21 protein-coding genes are annotated in these 24,487 nt (G+C 66.1%); 5 read left to right on the top strand and 16 right to left on the bottom strand.

All coding sequences use genetic code 11. From position 1 onward, the window contains the following. The first annotated feature begins 32 nt into the window (after window positions 1-32). Window positions 33-536 (top strand): GNAT family N-acetyltransferase, encoded by a 504-nt coding sequence (locus ESB00_RS01445; RefSeq protein WP_129045957.1) that lies wholly within the window; start codon window positions 33-35, stop codon window positions 534-536. 125 nt (window positions 537-661) lie between these two features. Here the strand turns inward: ESB00_RS01445 and ESB00_RS01440 are convergent, their stop codons facing one another. The 4 genes from ESB00_RS01440 to ESB00_RS01425 form a co-directional block, all read right to left on the bottom strand. Continuing rightward, window positions 662-1,921 carry a cytochrome P450 gene (locus ESB00_RS01440; protein WP_164975974.1) on the bottom strand — a complete coding sequence of 420 codons (1,260 nt, stop codon included), beginning with the start codon at window positions 1,919-1,921 and terminating at the stop codon, window positions 662-664. A gap of 118 nt (window positions 1,922-2,039) precedes the next feature. After that, window positions 2,040-4,364, bottom strand: a complete 2,325-nt coding sequence (locus tag ESB00_RS01435) for a DnaJ-like cysteine-rich domain-containing protein (protein ID WP_129045955.1) — start codon at window positions 4,362-4,364, stop codon at window positions 2,040-2,042. Window positions 4,365-4,868: 504 nt separating this feature from the next. Beyond that, on the bottom strand, window positions 4,869-5,237 hold the full coding sequence (locus ESB00_RS01430; RefSeq protein WP_129045954.1) for a DUF2200 domain-containing protein: 369 nt from the start codon (window positions 5,235-5,237) through the stop codon (window positions 4,869-4,871). Window positions 5,238-5,382: 145 nt separating this feature from the next. Continuing rightward, window positions 5,383-5,811: a DUF1801 domain-containing protein gene (locus ESB00_RS01425; protein WP_129045953.1), complete on the bottom strand. Its 429-nt coding sequence runs from the start codon at window positions 5,809-5,811 to the stop codon at window positions 5,383-5,385. 431 nt (window positions 5,812-6,242) lie between these two features. Here ESB00_RS01425 and ESB00_RS01420 point away from each other — a divergent pair, with 431 nt between their 5' ends. Beyond that, entirely contained in the window at window positions 6,243-6,575 is a 333-nt protein-coding gene (locus ESB00_RS01420) for a YkgJ family cysteine cluster protein (protein ID WP_129045952.1), read from the top strand. A 35-nt stretch (window positions 6,576-6,610) separates the two neighbouring features. Here ESB00_RS01420 and ESB00_RS01415 read toward each other — a convergent pair whose 3' ends face one another. The 4 genes from ESB00_RS01415 to ESB00_RS01400 all read right to left on the bottom strand — a co-directional run bounded on the left by ESB00_RS01415 (window position 6,611) and on the right by ESB00_RS01400 (window position 8,956). Next, window positions 6,611-7,153, bottom strand: coding sequence for a hypothetical protein (locus ESB00_RS01415; protein ID WP_129045951.1), 543 nt, complete (start codon window positions 7,151-7,153; stop codon window positions 6,611-6,613). Continuing rightward, window positions 7,150-7,698 (bottom strand): hypothetical protein, encoded by a 549-nt coding sequence (locus ESB00_RS01410; RefSeq protein WP_129045950.1) that lies wholly within the window; start codon window positions 7,696-7,698, stop codon window positions 7,150-7,152. Before ESB00_RS01410 ends, ESB00_RS01415 begins: the two co-directional genes overlap by 4 nt. 127 nt (window positions 7,699-7,825) lie before the next feature. Next, complete coding sequence (locus ESB00_RS01405; protein WP_129045949.1) at window positions 7,826-8,134, bottom strand: hypothetical protein; 309 nt, start codon at window positions 8,132-8,134, stop codon at window positions 7,826-7,828. 78 nt (window positions 8,135-8,212) lie between these two features. After that, window positions 8,213-8,956 carry a hypothetical protein gene (locus ESB00_RS01400; RefSeq protein ID WP_129045948.1) on the bottom strand — a complete coding sequence of 248 codons (744 nt, stop codon included), beginning with the start codon at window positions 8,954-8,956 and terminating at the stop codon, window positions 8,213-8,215. Window positions 8,957-9,160: 204 nt separating this feature from the next. On the opposite strand from ESB00_RS01400, the gene ESB00_RS01395 reads away from it, so the two are divergent. Then, window positions 9,161-10,165, top strand: a complete 1,005-nt coding sequence (locus tag ESB00_RS01395) for a cupin domain-containing protein (protein ID WP_129045947.1) — start codon at window positions 9,161-9,163, stop codon at window positions 10,163-10,165. A 204-nt stretch (window positions 10,166-10,369) separates the two neighbouring features. Continuing rightward, window positions 10,370-11,839: a pyridoxal phosphate-dependent decarboxylase family protein gene (locus tag ESB00_RS01390; protein ID WP_129045946.1), complete on the top strand. Its 1,470-nt coding sequence runs from the start codon at window positions 10,370-10,372 to the stop codon at window positions 11,837-11,839. Window positions 11,840-11,876: 37 nt separating this feature from the next. Here ESB00_RS01390 and ESB00_RS01385 read toward each other — a convergent pair whose 3' ends face one another. Continuing rightward, window positions 11,877-12,425 carry an alpha/beta fold hydrolase gene (locus ESB00_RS01385; protein ID WP_129045945.1) on the bottom strand — a complete coding sequence of 183 codons (549 nt, stop codon included), beginning with the start codon at window positions 12,423-12,425 and terminating at the stop codon, window positions 11,877-11,879. 282 nt (window positions 12,426-12,707) lie between these two features. Here ESB00_RS01385 and ESB00_RS01380 point away from each other — a divergent pair, with 282 nt between their 5' ends. Continuing rightward, window positions 12,708-15,185, top strand: coding sequence for an ABC transporter permease (locus ESB00_RS01380; RefSeq protein ID WP_129045944.1), 2,478 nt, complete (start codon window positions 12,708-12,710; stop codon window positions 15,183-15,185). Between the two features lie 105 nt (window positions 15,186-15,290). On the opposite strand, the gene ESB00_RS01375 is transcribed toward ESB00_RS01380, so the two are convergent. The 7 genes from ESB00_RS01375 to ESB00_RS01345 form a co-directional block, all read right to left on the bottom strand. Further along, entirely contained in the window at window positions 15,291-15,515 is a 225-nt protein-coding gene (locus tag ESB00_RS01375) for a hypothetical protein (protein ID WP_129045943.1), read from the bottom strand. A 32-nt stretch (window positions 15,516-15,547) separates the two neighbouring features. Then, a complete protein-coding gene (locus ESB00_RS01370; protein WP_129045942.1) occupies window positions 15,548-15,763 on the bottom strand; it encodes a hypothetical protein in 216 nt (71 codons plus the stop codon). Between the two features lie 335 nt (window positions 15,764-16,098). Further along, window positions 16,099-17,598, bottom strand: a complete 1,500-nt coding sequence (mqo, locus tag ESB00_RS01365; protein WP_129045941.1) for a malate dehydrogenase (quinone) — start codon at window positions 17,596-17,598, stop codon at window positions 16,099-16,101. Between the two features lie 342 nt (window positions 17,599-17,940). After that, on the bottom strand, window positions 17,941-19,215 hold the full coding sequence (locus ESB00_RS01360; protein ID WP_129045940.1) for an L-rhamnose isomerase: 1,275 nt from the start codon (window positions 19,213-19,215) through the stop codon (window positions 17,941-17,943). Window positions 19,216-19,393: 178 nt separating this feature from the next. Beyond that, a complete protein-coding gene (locus ESB00_RS01355) occupies window positions 19,394-20,932 on the bottom strand; it encodes a rhamnulokinase (protein ID WP_129045939.1) in 1,539 nt (512 codons plus the stop codon). Window positions 20,933-21,152: 220 nt separating this feature from the next. Next, window positions 21,153-23,345, bottom strand: a complete 2,193-nt coding sequence (locus ESB00_RS01350) for a bifunctional rhamnulose-1-phosphate aldolase/short-chain dehydrogenase (RefSeq protein ID WP_129045938.1) — start codon at window positions 23,343-23,345, stop codon at window positions 21,153-21,155. 217 nt (window positions 23,346-23,562) lie between these two features. Beyond that, window positions 23,563-24,345, bottom strand: a complete 783-nt coding sequence (locus tag ESB00_RS01345) for a DeoR/GlpR family DNA-binding transcription regulator (protein ID WP_129045937.1) — start codon at window positions 24,343-24,345, stop codon at window positions 23,563-23,565. Window positions 24,346-24,487 lie beyond the last annotated feature (142 nt).

Here is a 24,487-nt window from a genome sequence, read left to right as displayed (position 1 = left end):
CGCGTCGCCCGGCCTGCGGTTGACTGCCGGGCATGACGACCCCCGCCGCTTCCGCGATCCGCTTCCTGCAGGCCGACCTTGAACGCCCCGACCACCAAGCCGCGGTGCTGGCGATGGTGGACGCCTACTCGCGCGACCCGATGGGCGACGGCGCGCCGCTCTCGGCCGAGGCCCGCGAGCGCCTCATTCCCGGCCTGCGCGCACACCCGACCACCCTCGTCTTCCTTGCCTACGACGGCGACACGCCCGTCGGCGTGGCCGTAAGCTTCCTCGGCTTCTCGACCTTCGCGGCCAAGCCGCTCGTGAACCTGCACGACGTCTGCATCGTGTCCACGCACCGCTGCCGCGGCATCGGGCGCGGCCTGCTCGCCGCCGTCGAGGCCAGGGCCCGCGCACTCGGCTGCTGCAAGCTCACGCTCGAGGTCCTCGACCAGAACCATCACGCGCTGAAGACCTACACCGCCGCCGGCTTCAAGCGCTACTCCCTCCAGCCCGGCGCCGGTGAGGCGATCTTTCTGACGAAACCGTTGGCGTGAGATGAAACCTTTCCTCCAGGTTAAGCGCGCTGCTCCCCAGCGCGCTGGTTTGTAGCCGGGGAACAGAAAGCGCCTTGAGGAGCAAGTCGCTCCACCTCGTTTGCCTGCTTCCGGCCGCGGCGCCTTCAGCTCTCCTCGCTTTCGAGGAGCAGCCTTCCGGGGCCGCGGAACTGGACGCGTTCCTGCCATTGCATCGAGCCGGGGACCAGGCGCGCGCGCGGCAGGTGCGCGAGCAGGGTCTCGAGCACGATGCGCGCCTCCATCCGCGCCAGCGCCGCGCCGAGGCAGAAATGGATACCGTGGCCGAAGGAGAGATGCTCGATTTTCGGACGGTGGAGGTTGAACACCTCGGGCTCCGCCATGTTGGTCGGGTCGCGGTTGGCGGCGCCGATCACCTGGAAGACCATCTGGTTCTCGGCGAACTCCACGCCGGCGAAGGTGTGGGCCTTTTTCACGCGCCGGAAATTTCGCTGCTTGGGCGCCTCGTAGCGCAACGCCTCCTCGATGGCCGGCGCGATCAAGGTGGAATCGTCGCGCAACGCGGCCCACTGTGCGGGGTGCAGCAGGAGCAGATGCACGAGGTTGCCGATCAGGTTGGTGGTCGTCTCGTGCCCGGCGGTCAGGATCGTGTTGCAGGTGGCGAGCAATTCGTCGCGACTGAAGCCCTGTCCGCCTTCCTCCGCCAGCGCGAGGGCGGTGATCAGGTCGTCGCGGGGCGTGCGGCGGCGGTCGTCGATCAACGCGTTCATGTAGGCGAACATCTCGACCAGGCTCTTTTGCGAAACCATTGCCGGTCCGAACGTCGTCTGCCCCGTGCCCTGAAACCCAAGGATGTCGGCCGACCAGCGCTTGAACAGGTGCCGGTCCGCCACCGGCGCGCCGAGCATCTCCGCGATGAGCACGACCGGCAGCGGGTGCGCGACCTCGTGGATGAAGTCGAAACGCCCGGTGCGCACGGCGGGGCCGATCAGGTTTTCGGCCAGCTCGCGGATGCGCGGCTCCAGCGCGGCGATGGTCCGCGGGCTGAAGGCCTTCTGCACGAGGGCGCGCATGCGCGTGTGGTCCGGCGGGTCGGAGCCGATCACGTCCTTCTGCGCGAAGTAGTGCCGCAGCGGACAAAGGCTCTGCCGCTCGTCGTCGGTCAGCCCGGCGAAGAGCAGGGCCTGCCGGTTTTCGTTGGAGAGGTTCTCCTTGTCCTTGAGCGAGGCGGCCACGTCGGCGAAGCGACTGACGACCCAGGCGTTCCAGCGGTCGCTCCAGAACACCGGCTGCTCCTCGCGCAGGCGGCGGTAGGTCGGATAGGGATCGACCATCATGGCGGGCGCCACCAGCAGGGCGTCGAGGGCGGGATCGGGGCAGGTCGGCGAGCGGCGGCGAAAGAGCATCGGGGTGTGCCGAGGAAAACACGCCGGCCCGCCTTGGCCGCAAAAAAGCGGGTGAAATTTCATCCCGCCGCCGGATTCTTTGCCGCGGGCGCGCGGGCGTCAGGCGAACCGGCGCGACCTAGAGGTCAAAGGGAAACGGATCCACGCCCTCGAACCGGGCGCCAGGCATGCCCTTTTGCTTGGCCCAATATTGCAGCCCGGAACCGCCGCAGAACGTGCAGGCGCGCACCATGCCCTTGCCGGCCGAGTTGAGCCCGAGGCCGTTGCAGGTCTCGCAGAGGGATTCGAGAACCTTGCTGAGCGAGGCGGCATTCGCAGCGTTGGCCGCCTGACGCGTGGTGTAATAGGGACGACGGGCGGCGGAGCCTTCCCGCACGATCTCATCGCGCGCGACGCCCAGGCTCTGCAGATAGCGGATGCGCTCCCGGGCCTGGTCGGCGAGTTCGCTTTCGCGGCGCTGGCGCGCGAAGATGCGCTCCTCGGCGATCCGGCGGGCTTTCGCGTCCGCCTCGGCGGCGGCCTGGCGTTCCCGCGCCAGCCGCTGGGCGCGTTCGTGGTTGGAGATGAGTTGTCGCGCCGGCTCGAGCTGGGCGGGGGTGGCCCCGGCTTCCGCCGCGGTTTTTACCGTGGCGCCCACCTTCTCCCAAAGCGCGGGCGCCTCGGCGGCCGGCGCTTTTTCCGCCTGTTGCGCAAGGACGGTGGCGTCGCAGGCCAGCAGCCGGCCTTGTTGCGCCGCGATCACGCGATTCTGCGGGGCCTCGCGTCGGCAACGCTCGACCAAGGCGCGGAAGGTGCGGCCCTTGACCTCCGCCTCGGTGAGCCCGTCAAGAAAGGCTTCCTGGAAGACGTTGCGCTCCAGCAGAGCCTCGTAAGCCTGCCAATGCCGCGCTTCCGGCACGTGGTCGGCCGGCACCCGCGCAAAGAGCTGGGCGTAGAGGTTGAGCCGCTCGCGGTCGCTGTTGAGCACGTTGTCGGGATCGGCGGCGAGCTGCTCCGGCGTGTAGCCCACGCGCGCGCGGGTGATTTTGGCCAGATAAGCGTGGTCGGCCCGGCGCTGTTCCTCGCTAACCGGCCGGTCGGCCAGGCTGGCGAGACTGAACTGGATCCGCAGGTCGTCCGGGGCCATCCGGGCGAGGTGCGTGATATAGGCCAGAGCCACGGGCAGTTCGGCAAAATGCTGCACCAGCGCCCCGTTGATCCGGAGCCACGCCTCGTCCTGCGCGTGAGCGGGCGCCTGCGCCAGCACCAGCGGGAGGGCGCGCCGCGGATCGCCCGCAAGCTTGGCCAGCGGGATCTCCAGCTCGGCGTCGGCGATGCGCTGCGTCTCGTCCAGGGCGCGCACGGCGTCGATCAGGCGCAGGGCATGATAGGCGTCACCGGTTTTGCCGAATTTCACCGCGAGCCGGGCGTAGGTTTGCAACCGTTCCGGATAGTTGTCGCCAAGCCCGTCGGAAATTTCGGCGAGCGCCGCGCGCCCCTCGGGCGACAGGCCCGGGCCGCCGTCGGCCGCGAATTGTTTCCGCCACTCCGCGAGACGCCGCCGGGAAGCGAGCAGGCCCTGCCGCAGGATGATCAGCCGGGCTTCGTCGAATTCCGGTCGGTCGGGCAGCACGGCGAGGTGCGCCGCCACATTGCTTGGCGAACTGTCGGATCCGACGGACGGCAGCTCTGACGCACGTCGCCAGACGGCAATCTCGTCGTCGGAAAGACGCGCATGCTGCGTGTCTCGGAGCAAGGTATGTTCATCCCGTGGGGCGCCGAAGGCGAAAAGGGCGCGCAGGAACGGGCGGTTCCGCTGGTGTTCCAAATGCCGTTGGATGACCGCCGCCCGGTATTCATCTTCGCCGTCGTAGAATTCGCCGATGGAGCAGGCGAGAACCAAAAAACGGCGGTGATAGCCCGGCCGACCTTGCGCCGCCCGGTTCGTGGCGGCCTCGATCTCCCGCCGGGCGGTGGCGAACAGTTTTTCCGCGTCGGGGTGCAGGGGCCCGAGTTGGCGCCACTGGATGAAAGCGTCGAGCGCCAGAAGGTAATGCGCCGCGGGATGGTCAATATCCCGGCGTTGATAACCTTTGACCAATCTCAGGGCCTGATCGCGCTCCCCTTGAAAAAGCCAGGCCACCCCCGCGATCCACACCAGGTTGCCCTCCACCGGAGCGTGCTCGTCTGCCTGCTCCATGAAACGGATGGTCGCCGCCGTATCACCCGCGTCGAGGGCCGCGAGCGCGAGCCGGGTTTGATAGTCGTAGGGCGTGACCCCGGCGGGCACAGGCGGGATTTCTCCCTTGAGCAACTCCGCCAGCTCCTCGCGCTCGCCGAGTGCGACCGCATTCTGGACCCGGTCAAACCACGGAGCGGGCGGCGTGCCCGGGACCGGGTCCGCGCTCAGCGCCGGCAGGATTCCGAGACTGAGCAGAAGCAGAAGGAGGAAGAAATGGCGCATGAAAATGATCGTAGGTCGCCCTGCCAGATTCGGCCCGTGCACCGTGAGGTCAAACGCCGGCTCAAATTCCCGCCTGCGTATTGCTACGTAGGCCAGCGTCGGCGAAGCGATCTTCCTGACTAAGCCGCTGGCTTGAGATTTTGAACACGAAGCAGCTAAGGAGCTAAGTCCGAACTTTGCTGCTTCGCTCCTTTGTGTGTGATCGCCCAACTTTGGCCACGGATGACACAGATGGTCACAGATCAACCAGTCACTTTTGCTCCGTCATCCTGAGCGTGCGAAGGATCCAAGCCGATGTGCAGATTCCCTTGGATGCTTCGCCCGGCTCAGCATGACGCGCCACAAATTATTCCTCTATCCGTGCCCAACCGTGTATTCCGTGGTCAAGCAGCCGCCTGCCGTCCTCAGCCCTCAGGTTTGCTCCTTCGCCTGCCCACAGGGCGCCCGACTCAGTCGGCCTCCGGCCATGGCTTCGCCATGCCATCTTCGCGCTGCCGCGCTCCGTCAGGTTTCTCTGAAGATCTTCTCCATCGCCTTCCCCTTGGCCAGTTCGTCGATCATCTTGTCCAGGTAGCGGATTTCCCGCATGAGCGGGTCCTCGATCTCCTCCACGCGGTAGCCGCAGATGAGGCCGGTGATGAGCTTGCGCTTCGGGTTCTTCTTCGGCGCGTCGGCGAAGAAGGTTTCGAAGTCGGTCTGGGCCTTGAGCACTTTCTCCAGGCCCTTGGCCGTGTAACCCGTCAGCCAGCGGATGATCTCGTCCACCTCGGCCTGCGTGCGCCCCTTCTTCTCGGCCTTGGCCACGAGGAAGGGATAGACGTTGGCAAAGGGCATGGTGAAGATGCGGTGCTTGGTCGTCGTGGGCTTCGGCATGGGCCCGAGTTGAACACAAAGGAGCGAAGGAGCAAAGGCCTGAACGGGGTTAACCACCGAGCCGTTCTTAAACCACTAATCTACACTAAACCCTCACTAATCATTAGTGCTTCATCAGTGAAAATGAGTGGTGACCACGGCTTGGTCACGTCACGGCATTGATGCCACCATCCTTCTCGGCCTGCTTGACCAAGCTCATGGCGACATCGAGGTTCAGGTCTTCCAGCTTCTTGAAGTTGATGCAGCTGCGGCCGCACTTCACCTTGCCGAGTTTCTTGGCGTTCTTCTCGACTGAGTAGCCCTCGCTGCCGCCCGAGCAGATGTGGAGGCTGTAGTAGGCCTTGCCTGCGGCCAGGCCGATGAGGAACCACTCCCCTTCCCGCCCGCTGGCCGACTTGTAGCGGTATTTGCCGTAGCCGATCAGGCCCAGTCCCATGCCCGCCGCCACGAATGGCTTCTGCTTCGGCACGGTTTTCTTGATGGCCTGGTGCACCGCCGTGATCGTGGCCCGGCGGTCAGCCGGCAGGGAGGCGAGAAACTCTGCGACGGTGGGAGGTGTAGCTGATTTAGGCATATGCTTTCAGGTCTCAGGTTCAGCCCTCAGGTTTCTCTGTTTCGTGTCGCCTTGTGCACTCAGCGACGATGGGGGCGATCTTGGGCATGGCTGCAACATTAACCACGGAGGCCCGAAGGCACAGGAAAAACACCGGGCGATTTTGGCCACGGAATACACGAAACTCCGATCCTGTTTCCGAGCCGTTTGGCACCACTAATCGACCCTAATGGCACACTAATCTCAGAGCCATCGATCACTTTCTAACGAATCACCACAGTTACTTGATGAACCCGGCAAAACCCGTCTCCTGATTGGTGCCCGATTAGTGAAGACTAGTGGTTAAACTCCGTCTTGGTCCGACGCTTTCGTGTGTCTTGTGTATTTAGTGGTGACCATGGCCCGGAATCGGGAGCTGCTTTCCGGTGAGTTCCCGTTTAGGCAGTGTGGGCATGTCCGATCCACCACCGGATTGCCTGCGCTGCGGGGCCTGTTGCCACTCGCCGGCGGAGCGTTTCGTGCGGGTAACCGGAGCCGACTGGGCGCGCCTCGGCGACGCCGCGGAGCGCGTCGCGCATTTCATCGGCCGGGGCCACGAAGCCTACATGAAGATGACGGCCGGCCACTGCATCGCCCTCGAGATCCGCCCCACGGACGACGGCGCGCCGGAATATTTCTGCACGCTCTACGACCGCCGCCCGCAAATCTGTAGAGACCTCGCCCGCGGCTCACCCGAGTGCGCCGGCGAACGGACCGTGAAGGCAACCTGCGCCCGAACGATTTGACGCGAAGGACGCGGAGAGCGCGGAGATGAAACCGATCAGGGCGGCGGCTTGCCGTGCTTGCGGGCGAATTTGCGCAACGCGATCAGCTCGCGTTGCCGCGCTTTCCGGAAACGGCGCTGCCGCTCGGCGTTGACCCGGCGCTTTTCCTCTGGCGACTTCGCCGGCCGCCCGGCCCGCAGCCGCAGCGGCAGATCCACCGCGGGCGTGAAGATGTTGCGCCGCTTGAAGGCCAACGGCGACCGCGCCAACGCCAAGGCCCGCAGCGCCGGGGTGTCGCCACCTTCGTCAAAGAGCGGTTCCGCCGCGCTGCGCTCCGGGGCAAACGCCCACGCCGGTGCCGCGACGCCGAGTTTGCCCGCCAGATGCTCGGCGTAGGCACCCAGCCAGGCATCCGCCACCTCTCCCTGCGAAAATTTCCCGGCCAAACGCGGCGGCTCCTCCGCCACGGCCGCCGCGGCTTGCGGACGCGACGAAGCCCGCCGCAGCTCGTGCAGCCAGTCGCGCAGATGCAGGCCGAACTCCGCCAGCGACGCCGACTGCGCGGCGACTTCCTTCAGGGTTTTGGGCCGGGGGTTCATGACTTGGCCGGAAGAGCGCTCTTCACGACTTCCCGGGCGGTTTCCGAAAGTTCATCGTGCGGAAAGAATTTGTCATGGACGGCCTCGGCTTCCCGCACCGAGCCGAGCGCCATTTTCTTCACGAGAAACCGGATGTCGCCGTAATCCCCGGCGTAACCCGGCAAGGGCGGACGACAGGCCCGCAGCTTCATGGCCAGCAGGTAGGCCGCCGTCGGCACCGACACCCGGAGACCGGGTCCGAAGTCCACTTCGATCAACTGCCGCTTGGCCTCCTTCTCGGCAAGAAACTGCTTCACATCGTCGTTGAGCCAATCCTCCGGCAGCCCAAGCTCCTTGGCCACCTGCCGGGCGAGCTTCTGCGCCACCGCACTCTGGCGCACAACCGCATCCACGTCCTTGGTCGCCTCCCGCGCGCCATAGACCAGGGTGAAAACCGCCCCGCCGTAGAGGGACACCTCCAACGTCACCTTCTGCCCGTGCGCCAGCTCACCCAGGCGACGCAGCGCTTGGGCGAGGCGTTTTCGGTTGAGAGGCTCGTAAGGCATGGTTTTATAGTTACGTAACGTTTTATCCAAAGACAAGCCTCATCCAGACGTCACTTAATAGGTGACATGTGCGCGACCTTGCCCGCGGCTCGCCGGAGTGCGCAGGGGAACGCGCCGTGAAGGCGGGCTAACCGTCCTGCGTGTTTGATTTGCCCTCTGCCTCTTTCTTTTCGAATGCGCCGACCATGCCCTCGAGCTTGACCCTCTGTTTCTTGGTCAAACCCGACTCCAGGTTGTTGAGCAGGTTCATTGCCAGGTAGAACTCCTCGGTCGTCTGGATCGTCCCCCGCTTCAGCATCCTGGCCTCGGCGCGGTTCAACTGCGCCTCCATTTCCGCAAGGCCGGGCAACCCCTTCCCGGCCAACGCCGCGTCGATCGCGCCGGCCTGCAGCCAGATATTGCTGAAGTCAGACGCCGCACCTCGTGTGGTGTTCAATCACGAACCCGATTTGGGCAACACGCTCTCGAGACCTGACGTCTTTGGTTTCGCCCGCCGGAAGGAAAGTGAGGCCGGTCAGTTGACCTTCAGAACCAGCGGCGCAAGCGAGCGCCACCATTCACTGTAGGCGACGAACGGGCTGATCACGGTCAGCGGCACCATTGTGCCAATCAACCACCACGTTGCCGGATGGACGCGTCCAAGTGTGCGCCGGTCATAGATGGCGAGGACGATGAGGAAAATCTGGGCGGTGAGGTTCGGCGCCATTTCGGTAAACAGCCCCGGTTCCGGCACCTTCACGAACCAAGGCCCGAAATACCAACGGGAGATGGCCGGCCCAACCAGGCTGATGGCCGCGCCATAAGTCAGGCGCCGATGCCACGGCAAGTGGCGGGTGACGGCGGTAATGCTGGCGGTCATCAGGATCGTAAAGCTGGCCAGGTCGCCGAGGTTATACCAAGCGTAGTCGAAGGGATGGGCGTGGCCGGCCTCGATCCGGCGTTGGATGGCGAGGAGCGTGGTGTCCACGCCCAGCGGCAACAGCAGGGCGGAAATCGCAATGCCGGCCAGGCCCAGCTCGCGGTGCCGTCCGGTGCGCCCGGTGACAACGAGATGCGTCTGCCAGGCGTAGAGCCCGATCCAGGCAAAATAGAGCGCCGCGTGGATGTGGTGCGTCAGGTGAAAGGGCCGCGACCCGGTGACCAGAGGCGAAAAATACGAGAGCGGAAACGCGCTGAGGACCATGACGAGCATGATCCAGGCGGTGCGGGCAAAGAAGACCGGGCGAACGGCAGAGCCGTCGGACGAGGAAGGAGGCATGGAACGCGCCGGGAAACGCGCGAGGATTCGGTAGCGCACGGGCTTCGTCCGGTCAAGCGCCCCGGCCCACGCGCATATCACTGAGCCCCCATGGCACATGGCTTGCTGACCCGCCACTGGGCTGAAACCTGATTTCTGACCTCCGTCCTCCGCCTCCTTCCTTTCTCCCTTCTCCTTTCTCCCTTCTCCTCCGCTCCTCCCCCCATGCCCCTCCGCCCCGCCCTCTTCGCCACGCTGCTCGCCGCCGTCTCGTTTGTCCCGCTGCCCGCGGCGCCGGTCGGGCCGGCGGCGAAACTGATCGCGCACTTCGGCATGGAGCTGATCCCGGGCGAGGGCGCGTGGTTCAAAGTGACCTACAACAGCGCCGAGCGGATCCCCGCCGCGGCCCTGCCGCCGCGCTACGGCACGCCGCGCCTCGTGGGCACGTCGATCTACGCGCTGATCACGCGCGAGGATTTCTCGGCGATGCATCGGCTGAAGACCGACGAGATCTGGCACTTCTACCAAGGCGACCCGATCGAACTGCTCCTGCTCCATCCCGACGGCCGCGGCGAGGTCGTCACGCTCGGGTCCGACCCGCTCGCCGGGCAGCAGCCGCAATACACGGTGAAGGCCGGCACCTGGATGGGCGCCCGCCCGGCCAAGGCCACGCCCGAGGCCTATGCGCTCTTCGGCTGCACGATGGCGCCGGGGTTCGACTACGCCGACTACGAGCCCGGTTACCGCGAGCCGCTGCAGAAACAGTTCCCCGCCCAGGCCGCGCTCATCGGCGCGCTGACCCGCAACGAGTTCATCGCGCCGCCCGCTGAATCCGCGCCCATGACGCCGGCGCCCACCCAGCCGACCGTCTTTCTCCCGACAGCCGTGGCCCCGATCACGGTGAGCCCCGGCGTGGAGCTGCGCGAACTCGTGGGTCTGGTCGGCTACGCCAAGACCACGCGCACGAGCGTCGCGCACTTCGCCCTCGCGCCCGGCAAGACCACGGGGCTGAGCTACATGAAAACCGGCGAGGAGTATTTCCTCGTGACGAAGGGCCGCGGCACGGTGGTGGTCGGCGACGTCACCGCGCCCGTCGAGCCCGGCACGATCGTCTTCCTCGCTCCGACCGTCCGCCACTCAATCACCGCCGCCCCCGACAGCCCCCTCGAGTTCTACGCCGTCAGCACCCCCGCCTTCAGCCCCGATGACTACGTGCCGGTGAAGGACTGACCACCAAAGCACGCTTGGGCAGCCCCGTGAAGGTATTCAACTCGCACCCAAAGCGTGCCAAAGTCTGAGAGCAAGAGGCCGAGCCATAGTCGTGTTGATCGCCTCCGGGTTGTTGGGGTGTCAGAGCTCGCGCTTCGTGCCGGGCAACGTCGGTGGAGCCGACTAAGGACTCGCGTCCCGGAACCGCTGGTGACAGTTAACAGCATGAAAAGCAGCGACCACGAAGAATCCCTGGATCCGCTCGATTGGGCGCCCACCCGGGCCTTGGCGCACCGGATAATTGATGACGCCGTGACGCACCTCAGTACGCTGCGCGAGCGGCCGGTCTGGCAGCAGATGCCGGAGGCCGTGCGGGCGAGTTTCAAGGCACCCCTGCCGCTGGGACCGACACCGTTGGACCAGGTTTATGAGGAGATGCGGCGCAACCTGCTGCCCTATGCGATGGGCAATGTGCATCCGCGTTTCTGGGGCTGGTATATGGGCGCCAGCAATTTCACCGGTGCCCTGGGTGATTTTCTGGCCGCCATCGATGGCTCGAACCTGGGCGGAGGCGATACCGCCGCGGCGGCGACGGACCGGCAGGTGGTGGCCTGGCTCCGGGATATGATGGACTTCCCGGCCACCGCCAGCGGCACGCTGACCTCGGGCGGTTCGATGGCGAACATGGTGGGTCTCATGGTCGCCCGCAACACGATGGCGGGCGTCGATGTCCGGGCCGAGGGCATCACGGCGTTGCCGCAGGCGCTGTGTTTCTACACGTCCGACCAGGCGCACACCGCCCACCAAAAGGCCTTGGAAGTCCTGGGCCTGGGCAGCAAGTCCCTCCGCCTAATCCCGAGCGACAAGGCGTTCCGCATGGATGTCGCCGCCTTGACCGCGGCCATTGCCGAGGATCGTGCCGCCGGCCGGAAGCCGGCGTGCGTGATCGCCACCGCAGGCACGACCAACACCGGTTCGATCGATGATCTGCCGGCCATCGGCGCCCTCTGCCAACGCGAGGGCCTGTGGTTTCACATCGACGGCTGCATCGGGGCGCTCGTCCGGATCGCGCCGGTCAACCGGACGCTCGTGGCCGGACTGGAACGGGCCGATTCTCTGGCCCTCGATCCGCACAAGTGGATGCACACGCCGTTCGAGGCGGGCTGCGCGCTGGTCCGCGACGCCAAAAAGCACCGCAACGCCTTCGCGCTCCACGGCGAGTATCTGGAGGAGAAGCCGCGCGGGCTCGCTGCGGGCGAGTTTCTGGCGGACTACAGCTTCGAGCTGTCCCGCGGGTTCAAGGCCCTCAAGATCTGGATGTCCCTCAAGGAGCAGGGCGTCGAGAAGTTCGGCCGCCTGATCGATCAGAACATTGCCCAGGGGGCTTACCTGACCCGGCGCATCGAAGTCGAACCGAAACTCGAGCTCATGGCGCCGACCGCAATCAACATCGTGTGCTTCCGCTATCGCCCCGCCGGGGCCGACGAGGCCGCCATCAAGGCACTGAACACCGAGCTCATGTTGCGCATCCAGGAATCCGGCCTCGCCCTGCCGACAGACACGACGGTGCGCGGGCGCTACTCGTTGCGGGTCGCCTTCAACCATCACCGCACCGTCCAGGCCGACATCGATCTTTTCCTCGCCGAAGTCCTGCGGCTGGGAGCGCTGCTGGAGAATTCGCCGAAGACACCCTGACCCCCACGGCTATTGGCCGCGGGCCGAATGCAGGAGGTCAGGTGTTGATTCCTGCCCGAGCTGATTGCGCAGGCAGCCGATCCAGAGCCCGCTTGATCGCCTGCAGGTAGTTCGGGTGCCAGAGTTCGTGCTCGGCCTCCTGAACGACCGTGTAGCTGTGCTGGCGGTAGAAGTCGCGGATGGCCTCGGCGCGGCGGTGCATCTGGGCGTCTTCGAGGGCGCCGACGAGGATGTCGGCGGGGGTGGCGGGGTTGCCGGCGGTGTAGGAGAGCATCCAGCGCGCGGGTTCGTCGTCATCTTCGAGGAAGAAGGGCGAGATGGAGCCGAGGATCAGGTGCTTCGCGCGCAGGGCGCCGAGGTGGGCGTAGAGCGCGCCGAGGGAGAAACCCAGCACGACCTTGCCGGCGGTCTGCGCGTCCACCTGCGGAAAGATCGCATTGTCCCCGAAGGGCGGACGCCGCCCGCCGAATTCCAGGCGCACGAATTGCGTCTCCCACCCGCAGGTGTGCACAAAATCGACAAACGGCTGGAAGCGGCGCTCAGCGCCGGGCATCGGCGGGACGATGGTGAGGAGTCGGGACGACATGGAAACCTGAGGGTGTGAGGGTGTGAAACCTGAAGGAAGAGGGAGGAAGGCGGGAGGGGGAAGCCAGATGTCAGAAGTCAGGGGTCAGATGTCGGTGATCCGTGGTCTGTGGTCTGTGGTCTGTGGTCTGTGGTCTGTGGTCTGTGGTCTGTGGTCTGTGGTCAGATAGTCCCTGGTCCTTGGCCTGTCGTCCACTCTCTCCGTTCCCTTCGTTACCTCCTGTGGAAAATTCCCTCCAGGGTTGCACCGGGAGTGGGACCCGGTCATCTCTGCGGACGCCGCATGCCCTCAAACCCCACCTCGCTCGGGCGCTGGCTGGATGCCTGGCGGAGCGACCTGCGTTTCTCGCTGCGCTCCCTGCGCCGGGCGCCGGGTTTCAGCCTGGCGGTGGGCTGCACGCTGCTCGTCTGCATCGGGCCCAACACCGCGATCCTCTCCGCCCTCCACGCGCTGGTGCTGAAGCCGCTGCCCTTCCCCGACCCCGGCAGCCTCCACATCATCTCGAACGTGGCCGACAAGAACGCTGGCCAGGTCGCGCAGGGCAGCATGCCGCAATATCGCGACTTCAAGGAACACGCGGACCTGTTCGCGGGGTTCGCCGTGATCCAGCACCAGAACATCACCCTCGACAACGAGGAGGTGCCGATCCGCATCCCCAATGACTGGGTGTCGGCCGACTACTTTGACCTGCTCGGGGTCAAGCCGCTGCTCGGGCGGTTCTTCACGCCCGAGGAGGAGACGCCCGGCCGCGACCGCGTGCTGGTGCTCTCCCATGATTTTTGGCAAAGCCACTATCAGGGCGACCCGGGGGTCATCGGCCGCGTGCTCCATGCCGGAGGACTCGACTACACGATCGTGGGGGTGGCACCGCCCAGCCTGGCGGTCCTGTCCAAGCCCACCTGCTTCTTCCAGCCCTACGCGCCCCCGCCCCACCGGTTGCGGCCCGAGGCTCGCTACAGCCGCGATTGCATCCTGTATGCCCGCCTGCGGCCGGGGGTCGCGCTCTCGGCCGGGCTCGAGCAGCTCACGGCGCTCGAGCGCCGCTTCCGCGACGAACAGGCCGGCCCGCAACTGCGCACCTTTCTCGAGGCCGGGGGCTACCGCCTCGCCGCAACGCCGCTCGGGCCCGGCGAGGTGGTCGGCGACATGAAGCTCCTGTGGCTGCTGCAGGGCGGCGCGCTCCTTGTGCTCCTGATCGGCGGCGTCAACGTGGTGAACCTCTTCCTGGCGCGCCTGAACGCCAAGCGCGCCGAACTCGCCATCCGCGTGGCGCTCGGGGCCGGACAGTTGACACTGCTGCGCCAGGTGCTGATGGAAAGCGCCCTCCTGACGGGGGCGGCGACGATCGCGGGCCTGGGCTTCGCGGCGGGGGCGATCCAAATGTTTAACCTCTACCTGCCGCTTATCTCGCGCATGGCGCCGCCCGTGACCCTGCCGTGGTCCGTGGTCGCGGCGGTGATCGCGGCGGCCGCGCTGGTCTCCGTCGTCATCGGCCTGCTCCCCCACCTGCTGCTGTGGCGGACCGGCCTGCGCCTCGGCGACAACCGCGCGGCCACGACCGGCAGCGGGGGCCGGACGGCGAGCAGCCTGCTCGTGGTCACGCAGGTGGCGGTGGCGACGGTCCTCCTGGTGGGCGCGGGGCTGATGATCCGCAGTTTTGCCAAGGTGCTCGCCGTGGATCCCGGTTTCGATGCGGCCCGCATCGTGCAGGGGCGGATCGCACTGCCGCCGCGTTACCGCGAGAAGGAGGCCAACCTCGATGTCCAGCGCCGGATCCAGGCGGCCCTGCGGGAAATTCCCGGGGTGGAAAACGCGGCCCAGGTCGGTGGCTTCGTGCTGGTGCCGAACATCACGGGCGTGCCGTTTGTCATCCGCGACGACCCGCGCGGGGCCGGTGAGACCCCGCCCCTCGCCTACATCTATTTCGTCTCTCCGGAGTATTTCGCAGCCATGGGCATGCGGGTGCTGGAGGGTCGGGGCTTCACCGAGGCCGACGACCTGGCCAAGGAACCCGTGGTCGTGGTGGACCAGACCTTTGTCGAACGCTACTCCGCCGACCGGCTTGTCCTCGGCCGTGAACTCGGCCCCGGCGCGGGGGAGCGCCCGGCGAACTACGTCTGGCCCCGGGTGGTGGGCGTGGTGAACCGCGCCAACCTCCGCGGCTTGGAGCAGCGCGACAGCCTGCCGTTCATTTTCCTGCCGACCAACGGAGGGCAGACACCGGGCTTCAACGTGATCGTGCGATCGGCGCGGCCGACAGCCGACATCCTGCGGGACATCCGGACCAAGCTGCGCGCCATCGATCCCACGCTGCCGCTCTATGCCACGGGATCGCTGCAGGAAGGCATCGACAGCATGCTGCTGCCCCGGCGCGGCATCATGCTGCTGCTGGCGGTGTTTTCCGGGTTTGCGCTGCTGCTCGCCGCCATCGGCCTCTACGGGGTGCTCGCCTACGATGTCACGCAACGCACCCGGGAGATCGGGATTCGCGGCGCCCTGGGCGCGACGCGCGCGCAGATCGTCAGCCTCGTCCTGAACCAGAGCCTCTGGAAAACCGCGTGCGGCCTGGGCGCGGGCCTGCTCGGTTCCTGGTTTCTCACGCGTTCGCTGCAGGCGCTGTTGTTCGACATCACCGCCTCCGATCCGCTGTCCTACCTCGCGGTGAGCGCAACCCTCCTCGTCGTCGCCGGTCTGGCGAGCTGGCTGCCCGCGCGCCGCGCCGCCACGGTGGACCCGATCATCGCGCTGCGGGCGGACTGAGGGGCGGCCGAAGGGGGCTCACGCGTAGGCGCGGAGAACGACCAAACCAACCCGAACGGAGAACGGAGTGCATCTCAAGTCGCGGCCCAGCGGTGCGCCATGCAGTTACCTGCCTCCGCTCGCTTCGATTCGCGCAACGCGGACTTCCCTCATGGCGTGGTCAATCCAGTAGGAGACTGCCACCCGACCCAGAACCAAAACCTGCAATTCCCGGTGATCCTCGTCTTGCTCCGTATAGTCGCCGGTTATGAAGGGACTGCGTTCAATCCGGTTCACCCACTGTTCGATCTCCTCATAGGTGTCTTCGTCCGCATCGGCGACGAAATCCAAAGCCTGGCGAGTAAATACAGTCCGGTAAGGCCTCATCCGTCCGAAGCCTTGCGGCGTTCGGCCCGTGCTTGTTTGACCTCATCCCAGGTGAATTTTTCACCCGCGTCCATGGCGCGCATGGCCGCGGTTAGCTTCCGCCTACGGGCGGGAGTATGCCGCTGCTTCATCCTCGTCGCAATCGCCGCCAGCACCTTCCGATCCTCGGCACTCAGCCCGCGGATGGTCTTTTGCAGCTCGGCGACGCTCATACGGGGCACGATGCTCAAGCCGGCTCCGGAATCAAGCCCGGGACGAGGGCGTCCTGGCTCCATTTTTGCGACCTCTCGCGAGTTGCGATCCGTGTGGCCCAAAGGATTGGGTCGAACCAACCCGTCCAGAGGCCCGGTTCCACCTTAGGTCGATCCGGGTTTATCTGTGAGATCCGTGGTTAAACCCGTCCCGAGCCAACTCGCGCGGAGCGCGGGTTCCATCTCAAGGCACGGCCTAGCGGGACCAGCCGTCGCCAAGCCTATGGCTGGCAGGGCGTGGGCCCTCCATCGGATCGAACCCTCAGGTTTCAGGTTTCCGCTTTCAGGTTTCTCCGTCAGATCAACTTCAGCTGTTTTCTCGCGGCGATCGCGAGGTCGTTGAACTTCGCGGCGTGCTGCGGTTCGCGGTAGTCCACACCGTAGGTCGGGATGAACTCCTGCAGGCGCTTGATGCCGGCCTCGCCCTCGGTGAGGTGCGGGAAGCTCTTCCGGATGACCTCGGTGACGATGTTCACGCACACGCTGGCGCCGGGGCTGGCGCCGAGGAGGGCGGACATGGATTTGTCGGCGCTCGTGAGGACCTCCGTGCCGAAGTGGACGATGCCGGCTTCGCCGTCGGTCTTCTTGATCGCCTGCACGCGGATGCCGCCGTCCACGAGTTTCCAGTCCTCGGGCTTGGCGTTGGGGTAGAAGATGTGCATCACGCGCATGCGGTCGGCCATGCTCTGCGTGCCCTGCTGCATGAGGTAGCGCACGAGCGGGAAGTTGGTGGCGGCGATCTTGAGCAGCGTCATCACGTTGTGCGGACGGATCGAGCGCGGGAGGTCGGTCCAGCTGCCGGTGCGGTGGAGGAAACGCGTGGTCCACGCGGCGAAGGGGCCGAAGAGGAGCGTCTTCTTGCCGTCGAGGATGCGCGTGTCGAGGTGCGGCACGGCCATCGTGGGCGCCTCGGGCAGGTTCTGGCCGTAAACCTTGGCCTGGTGGCGGGCGACGATCTCGGGCTTGTCGCACACGAGCCAGTGGCCGCCGATGGGGAAGCCGCCGAGGCCCTTCGCCTCGGGCAGGCCGGCGAGCTGCAGCAGCGGGAGGCTGCCGCCGCCCGCGCCGACGAAGACAAACTTGGTGGTGACCGTGTGCTCGGCGCCGGTCTTGCGGTTATGGACGGTGACGGCCCAGCGCCCGTCGGGCTGCTTCTTCAGGTCCACGACCTTGCTGCTCGCCGTGACGGAGCAGCCGGGTTGCGCGGCGAGCCAGGTGAGGAGCTTGCGGGAGAGGACGCCGAAGTTGATGTCGGTGCCGCCGTCCATCTTGGTCGCGGCGATCGGCACGGCGGGGTCACGGCCCTCGGTGAGCAGCGGGGCCCAGGAACCGATCTTCTTCGGGTCGGTGGTGAACTCCATCTCGCGGAAGAAGTGGTGCGCTGACATGCCGGCGTAGCGCGACTTGAGGAATGCCACCTGGTCGCCGCCGTGGACAAAGCTGATGTGCTGGACCGGGTTGATGAAGTCCTTCGGCGCCTCGATCATGCCGGTGCCGACGGCGTGCGCCCAGAACTGGAGCGTCTGCTCGAACTCCTGGAAGATATCGATGACCTTCTGGACCTTGACCGGGCTGCCGTCGTCAGGCTTCGGCGTGTAGCTGATCTCGCAGATGCCGGCGTGGCCGGTGCCGGCGTTGTTCCAGCCGTTGGAGCTCTCGTAGGCCAGCTCGTCGGCCGCCTCGAAGCACTGGATCGAGAGCGACGGATCGAGGCGCTTGAGCAGCGCGCCGAGATTGGCGGACATGACGCCGCTGCCGATGAGGACGACGTCGGGGTTGGAGCTGGGAGAGTTCATGAGGGGATCGACCAAGTCATTTTAGCCACGGATTGCACGGATGGGCACCGATAGAGGCAAAACCTCCGTAGCGTCATGCTGAGCCGTGCGAAGCATCCAAGGAAATCTATCCGTCGGCATGGGTCCTTCGCCCGGCTCAGGATGACGGGAACGAGAGTAATGAGATTGATCCGTGCTCATCTGTGTTATCCGTGGTCAATGTCTCAGGATTAGTGAGGCCTTAGTGTAGATGAGTGGTTCAGGAAGGGCTGCGCGTTTGGTGGCTTTTTCGACCCAAGGCGGGATTTACACCAAGCAGCGAAGGAGCGAAATCGGGGCCTAGGCTGCTTGGCTCCTTGGTGTTCAAGCCCGCTTGGAGGTGACGTCACGCTCATAGCGGGCGACGTCGGCGAGCCAGTCGGCGCCGGCGGGGACGTCCTCGCGGCGGCAGAGTTCGTCCCAGACCGCGCCCCAGGGGAGCGAGCGGGTGAGCTCCATCAGCGCGAGGCGCTCGTGGCCCTTGCCGGCGGCGTCGGCCGCCTGGATCGCGGCGGACGGGTCGAGCAGGCCGCAGAGGATGGCCTGGCGCGTGGCGCGCGTGCCGGTGACGTAGGCCGCGATGCGGTTGATCGAGGCGTCGAAGAAATCGAGGGCCACATAGACGCGGTCCCAGGCGTCGCCGCGGGCGATCTCGAGGAGGAGGTTGCGCACGGCGTCGTCGAGGATGACGACGTGGTCGCTGTCCCAACGGATCGGGCGCGAGGTGTGGAGGAGGAGCTTCTCGTGGAAGGCGAGGTGCGACGAGACCTTGTCGGCCACGGACTCGGTCGGGTGATAGTGGCCGAGGTCGAGGCAGAGCACGAGGCCGCGGCTGAGCGCGTAGTTGGAATAGAACTCCTGCGAGCCGACGACGTATTCCTCGGAGCCGAGGCCGAAGAGTTTCCCTTCGACGGCGTCCACGCAGAGCTTCCGGTTCACGGACTTGTCGGCGAAGATGGCGTCGTAGGCCGCGGCGAGGCGCTCGCGCGGGCCGAAGCGGTCGGCGGGGCAATCCTTGGCGCCGTCGGGGATCCAGTGATTGATGACGCTCGGCGAGCCGAGGTTCTGGGCGAAGCTCTCGGCGATGTGGCGGCAGGCTTTGCCGTGACGGATCCAGAACTTGCGGACGGCGGGGTCGGCGCTGGAGAGCGTGTAGCCGGAGTTGGCGTGCTCGTGGGCGAAGTAGGTCGGGTTGAAGTCGAGGCCGACGCGGCGCGACTTGGCCCAGCCGAGCCAGCGGGCGAAGTGCTGCGGCTCGAGCTCGTCGCGATCCACGTGCTGGTCGCCGGTCTCGGCGTAGAAGGCGTGGAGGTTGAGGCGCTGCTTGCCGGGGAGAAGTTTCAGCACCTGGTCGAGGTCGGCGCGCATCTCGTCGCCGTTGCGCGCGCGGCCGGGATAGCCGCCGGTGGACATGATGCCGCCGCCAGCGATGCCGTCCTTGGGTGTCTCGAGGCCGCGCACGTCGTCGGCCTGCCAGCAGTGGAGGGAGACCGGGATGCGGAGTGCGGCGCGGATGGCGGCCTCGGTGTCCACGCCGAGATCGGCGTAACGCTGGCGGGCAAGCGAGTAGGCGGCGGAGATAGATTTGGAGGAGGGCATGGGGGAAATATTTTTAACCACAGATTACACAGATGAACACCGATTGATCCAAAGCCAGGTTGCCCACGGAATACACGGAAGTAGAGGCATTCAGAATTGGGATCATGAGTTCAAATTTCTGTGTGTTCCGTGTATTCCGTGGGCAGTCAAAATCCGTGATGATCCGTGTTATCCGTGGTCACACCTTGGGTTGGTAGATCGTCTGTTTCAGGTCGGCGGCGTGGAGGGCGCGGAAGGCGGCGAGGTTCTTCACGGCTTTCAGCGCGATGAGCTGGTTGGCGAGGTTGCCGACGACAGAGCCCTCCAAGGCGAAGGAATGCACGGGCAGGCCCGAGGCGTCGGCGGTGGCCTGGCAGAGGAGCGTGTTCTTCGAGCCGCCGCCGACCATGAGGATGCGCTTGAAGGTGCGGCCGGAGAGTTTTTCGAAGGTCTTGATGACGTCGGCGTGGCCGCGGCCGAGGGAGTCACAGATGAGGCGCACGTAGCCGGCGAGGTCGCGCGGAGCCTTGAGCCCGCGGCGCTTCAGCTGGGCGTCGATGGCGGCCTTCATGGACGGCGGGTTGGCGAAGGCGGGGTCGGTGACGTCGAGGAGGGTGTCTTTCCGTAGCTGCGCTTGAGTCCCGCGGCGGGACGAAAGCGTGGCTCCGGCCACGTTGTCTCCCGCGGACGCGGGATCCAACGCGGCTACACTGGGAATCTTCGCGGCCGCCTTGATCAGCGCCGCCCATTCGCGATCGTTCTTCGGCCGCGAGGCGAAGTCCTTCAAGGTGCCCTCGAGGAGCCAGAGGCCGATGACGTTGACGAGCGGGCGGTATTCGCCGCGGCCGGTGCGGTCGTTGGCCACGCGGGCGGCGAGAGCCTCGGCACCGAGGAGCGGCTGGTTGCTCTCGAAACCGACGAGCGACCACGTGCCGGAGCTAAGGAAGATGTCGGCGCCGTCGGCCGCGGCCGGCATGGCGTCGTAGGCGCAGGTGGTGTCATGGCCGGGGACGGCGATGACCTGGGTGTCTTGTAGAGCTGGGTCCTTCGCCGAACTCAGGACGGTGCGCAGGCGGCCCAGTTTGTGGCCACTGCGCACCGGTTTGGTAAGCCAGACCGGCGGCACGCGGAAGTAGTCGAGCGCGGGGCGGGACCAGTCGTCGCCGTTCACGTCGAGGAGCTGCGTCGTGCTGGCGATGGAGAGGCCGTTGGCCATTTGGCCCGAGAGCAGGAAGTTGAAGTAATCGGGCAGGAAGAGGCAGCGCGTGGCGAGGTCGGTGATGGCCGGGCAGGACGCGACGGTCTCCGCGAGCTGGAACGAGCTGTTGTAGAAGACGGCCGGGATGCCGGTGGCCGCGTAGATGCGGTCGTAGGCGGCGCGGGTGTTCTTCAGGTGCTCCATCGGCGCCTGCGTGCGGGCGTCGCGGTAGGCGTGCGTCGGGAAGACGATGCGGCCCGCGTCGTTGGTGAGCACGTAGTCCACGCCCCAGGTGTCCACGCCGACGGACGCGAGCGTCGCGCCCTTGGGGAGCGCGGCGACCGCGGCGCGCAGGCCGGTCTGCACTTCCTGCCACAGGCCGGGAATGTCCCAGTAGTCGTGACCGCCGGCCGAGCGCAGCGCGTTGGGGAAGCGGTGGACCTCGCGGAGCGTGAGCCGGTTCTTCGCCCACGTGCCGAGGATGACCCGGCCGCTCGTCGCGCCCAAGTCTATCGCAGCACAATAAAATGGCTTCGCCATACTCTGAGTTTAAGTGGGAAGTTGAAGATTGAGGAGGAGGAAATCCACTCAGCGTCATCCTGAGTGAAACGAAGGATCCAAGTGGAGCGTGACTTCTCTTGGATTCTTCGCACGGCTCAGAATGACGCTAGCGGAGCTCTTGTTCACAATCGGTATTTCCGATTTCGGGTTTCTTTGGCGTTTGGCGCTTTGGACTTTTGAGATTTGGCGTTGCTGCGCGTCAGCGCAGGAACGCCTCATGCAGTCCGCCGTCCACGGTGATGACCTGGCCGGTGGTTTTGCTGAGACGGGAGCTGACGAGGAGGAAATACGCCTCGGCCTGGTCGGCGGGCGTGATCGGGGCCTTCGTGAGCGTGCGGTCGGCGTAGAACTGCGCGAGCTTCGTCACGAGCGACTCGGTGGCCTCGTCGTCCTTGTAGGGGATGTTGTATTTGGCGAGCGAGCCGATGACGCGGTCGCGCGGGAACATCGCGGAGCCCTGCACGACGGTGGCGGGGGCGACGGCGTTGACGCGCACCAGCGGCGAGAGCTCGATGGCGAGCTCGCGCGTGAGGTGGTTGGCGGCCGCCTTGGAGGTGTCGTAGGCCACGGAACCCTTCTTCGCGACGGCGGCGTTGGCCGAGGTCGTGAGCACGAGGTTGCCCTTGAGGCCCTGCTCCTTCCACGTCTTGAACGCCTCGTCGCCAACGAGGTAGCTGCCGGTGACGTTGATGTTGAAGGTGAGCGCCCACTTGTCGTCGGGGATGTGCCCGGTCGTGTCGCTCGGCACGAAGATGCCGGCGGTGACGCAGATGGAGTCGAAGCCGCCGTAGGCGAGCGCGACCTGGTCGAGCATCTTGCGGATGCTGGCGCGGTCGGTGATGTTGGCGGCAAGGCCGAGGGCCGGGCCGCAGTTGGAGAGCCCCGTGCCGGCGACGCCGATGCCGACGCCGTATTTGGCCTCGATCTCCTTGGCGGTGGCGGCGGCCGCGTCGGCATTGAGGTCAACGCACACGATGTGCGCGCCTTCCTTCACGAGGCGGTGCGCGGTTTCCTTGCCGATGCCGGAGCCGGCGCCGATGACGACGATGACCTGGCGGGCGAGTTCCTTCTCGGCGGGCATGCGCTTCAGCTTGGCCTCCTCGAGGAGCCAATACTCGATGTCGAAGGCCTCCTGCTGCGGGAGCGCGATGTAGCGGTCAATCGCCTCGGCGCCGCGCATGACCTCGACGGCGCAGTTGTAGAACTCGGCGGTGACGCGCGACTCGGACTTGTCCTTGCCCCACGCGATCATGCCCACGCCGGGGATGAGCACGACGGTCGGGTTCGGGTCGCGCATGGCGGGTGAGTTGGCGTGTTTGCAGGCCGCGTAGTAGGCGGCGTAGTCCTTGCGGTAGGCCTCGAGGCCGGCGGCGAGCTTGGCCTTCAGCGCGGCGGTGTCCTCGGCCTGCGGGTTCCAGTCCACGTAGAGCGGCTTGATCTTGGTGCGCAGGAAGTGATCGGGGCAGCTCGTGCCGAGTTCGGCGAGGCGGGCGGCGTCCTTGGAGTTCACGAAGCGCAGGATCTTGGCGTCGTCCTGCACGGTGCCGATGAAACGCTTTTGCTTCGAGACCTGGCCGCGGAGCCAGGGAAGAATGGCAGCGAAGACGGCTTGCCGCTTCGCCTCGTCGAGCGACTGGTATTTCGCGCCGCCGAAGGCCGTGGCGTCGCCGCCCTTGGCCTGGTATTTCGCCTCGATGTAGCGGGCAGCCTTTTCGATGCAGTCGAGGGTCCAGGTGTAGCAGGCCTTGTCGTCGTCGGCCCAGGAGATGAAGCCGTGCTGGCCCATCATGATGGCCTTGGTGGACGGGTTCTTCCTCGCGATCTCCTGCATGGCGAGGCCGAGCTCGAAGCCCGGGCGCATCCACTTCACGTAGGCCATCTGGCCGCCGAAGATTTCCTGGGTGAGCTTCTCGCAGTTGGCCGAGGCCGCGATGGCGATCACCGCGTTGGGGTGCATGTGATCGACGTGCTTGCCGGGCAGAAAGGAGTGCAGCGTGGTGTCGATCGAGGAGGCGCGCGGGTTCAGGTTGAACGTGGCGTGCGAGAACATGCCGACCATGTCGTCCTCGGCCTGCGACTTGAGGCCCTTGTCGGCGCGGCTGGCGTAGAGTTTCTGGAGGTCGAGCAGCTTCTGCTGGTAGAGGGAGGAGAAGTTCTCGCGCGTGCTGGTGCGGAGATCGCCGCCCGAGCCCTTGACCCAGAGGACCTCGACGGGCTGGCCCGTGAGCGGGTCCTTTTCGATGATCTTGGAGGAGGTGTTGCCGCCGCCGGTGTTGGTGATGCGCTGGTCGCCTCCGAGGAGGTTCGAGCGATAGACGAGACGGCCGACGGGATCGAGGGACGCGGCCTTGGCGTCGTCCCAGCCGAAGTTGACGTATTGGTAGGAGCTCATGTTGGAAAAAGGGAGGTTAACCACGGATTGCACGGATGGACACTGATGGAAGAATCATATGCGCTGCGTCATTCTGAGCCGTGCGAAGAATCCAAGGAGGCATGGCGCCCGAATCGCTTGGATCCTTCACTGCGTTCAGGATGACAGGTTGCGGGGGTTGGGTTTGTATCCGTGATCATCTGTGTAATCCGTGGTCAGAAGGTTTGTTGGTTTTGCTTCAGGCGCTGATCAGCCGCGCGGCAATCAGCTTCACGCCGGCGGCGGCGAGCTGGGTGGACGAAGCGTCGGTGACGAGCGTGCCGAGCTGGTCCCAGCCGGCGACGCGGTGCGGGGTGGCGCGGCCGAGCTTGGAAGCGTCGAGGCAGAAGAACGGCGCGGTGGTGCGGCGCAACACGGCCTGCTGAAACTCGGCGACGTCGGCGTGGGAGTTGGTGATGCCCTCGGCATCGAGACCCTCGCCGCCGAGGAAGGCCGCGTCGAAGTCCCAGGCCGCGAGCGAGCGCACGGCATCGGCGCCGAGCAGGACGGCCTGGCGGTGCAGGAAGGTGCCGCCGAGCACGTGCAGGTCGAGGCCGCGGGCCCCGCCGAGCAGGGTCGCAACGGGCAGGCTGTTGGTCACGATGCTCAGGCCGGTCAGGTCGCGCCGCGTGCGCAGGAGCTGGCGGGCGATGGCCTGCACGGTGGTGCCGGCGTCGAGGAAAACCGTGCCGCGGCGCGGAAATTTTTCGAGGGCGGCGGCGGCGATGCGGCCCTTGGCGGTGCGGGCGCGGCCCGAGCGTTCGCCGAGCGAGGCGAAGGTGGTGTTGTAATCGGCCAGAGCGCCACCGCGCGTGCGGGTGATGTGGCCGTTGGCGGCGACTTCCGACAGGTCGCGGCGCGCCGTCGCCTCGGACACTCCCAGCCGCCGGCAGATCTCCGCCACCGGCAGGAAGCCGTCGGTCCGGATCAGGGCGCGCAGGCGCTCGTGGCGGCTTTCGACGATGTGGCGGGGAACTCGCATGGGGCGGACGCGCAGGGGCTCATTTTATATGAGCGAAGTCAATCATATAACTTTTCGGACATTTCGGAGCGTCCGAAGGGGGCGAAACAGGCCTGTGAACGCGGCCCCAGCTTCCGGATGTAGGGTCGCTGCTTGCGGCGTC

It is taken from the genome of Oleiharenicola lentus (genome assembly GCF_004118375.1).
Taxonomy (GTDB): Bacteria; Verrucomicrobiota; Verrucomicrobiia; order Opitutales; family Opitutaceae; genus Lacunisphaera; species Lacunisphaera lenta.
Note: the sequence above shows the minus strand (reverse complement) of the source record. Positions and strands in the feature narration are given on the sequence as shown.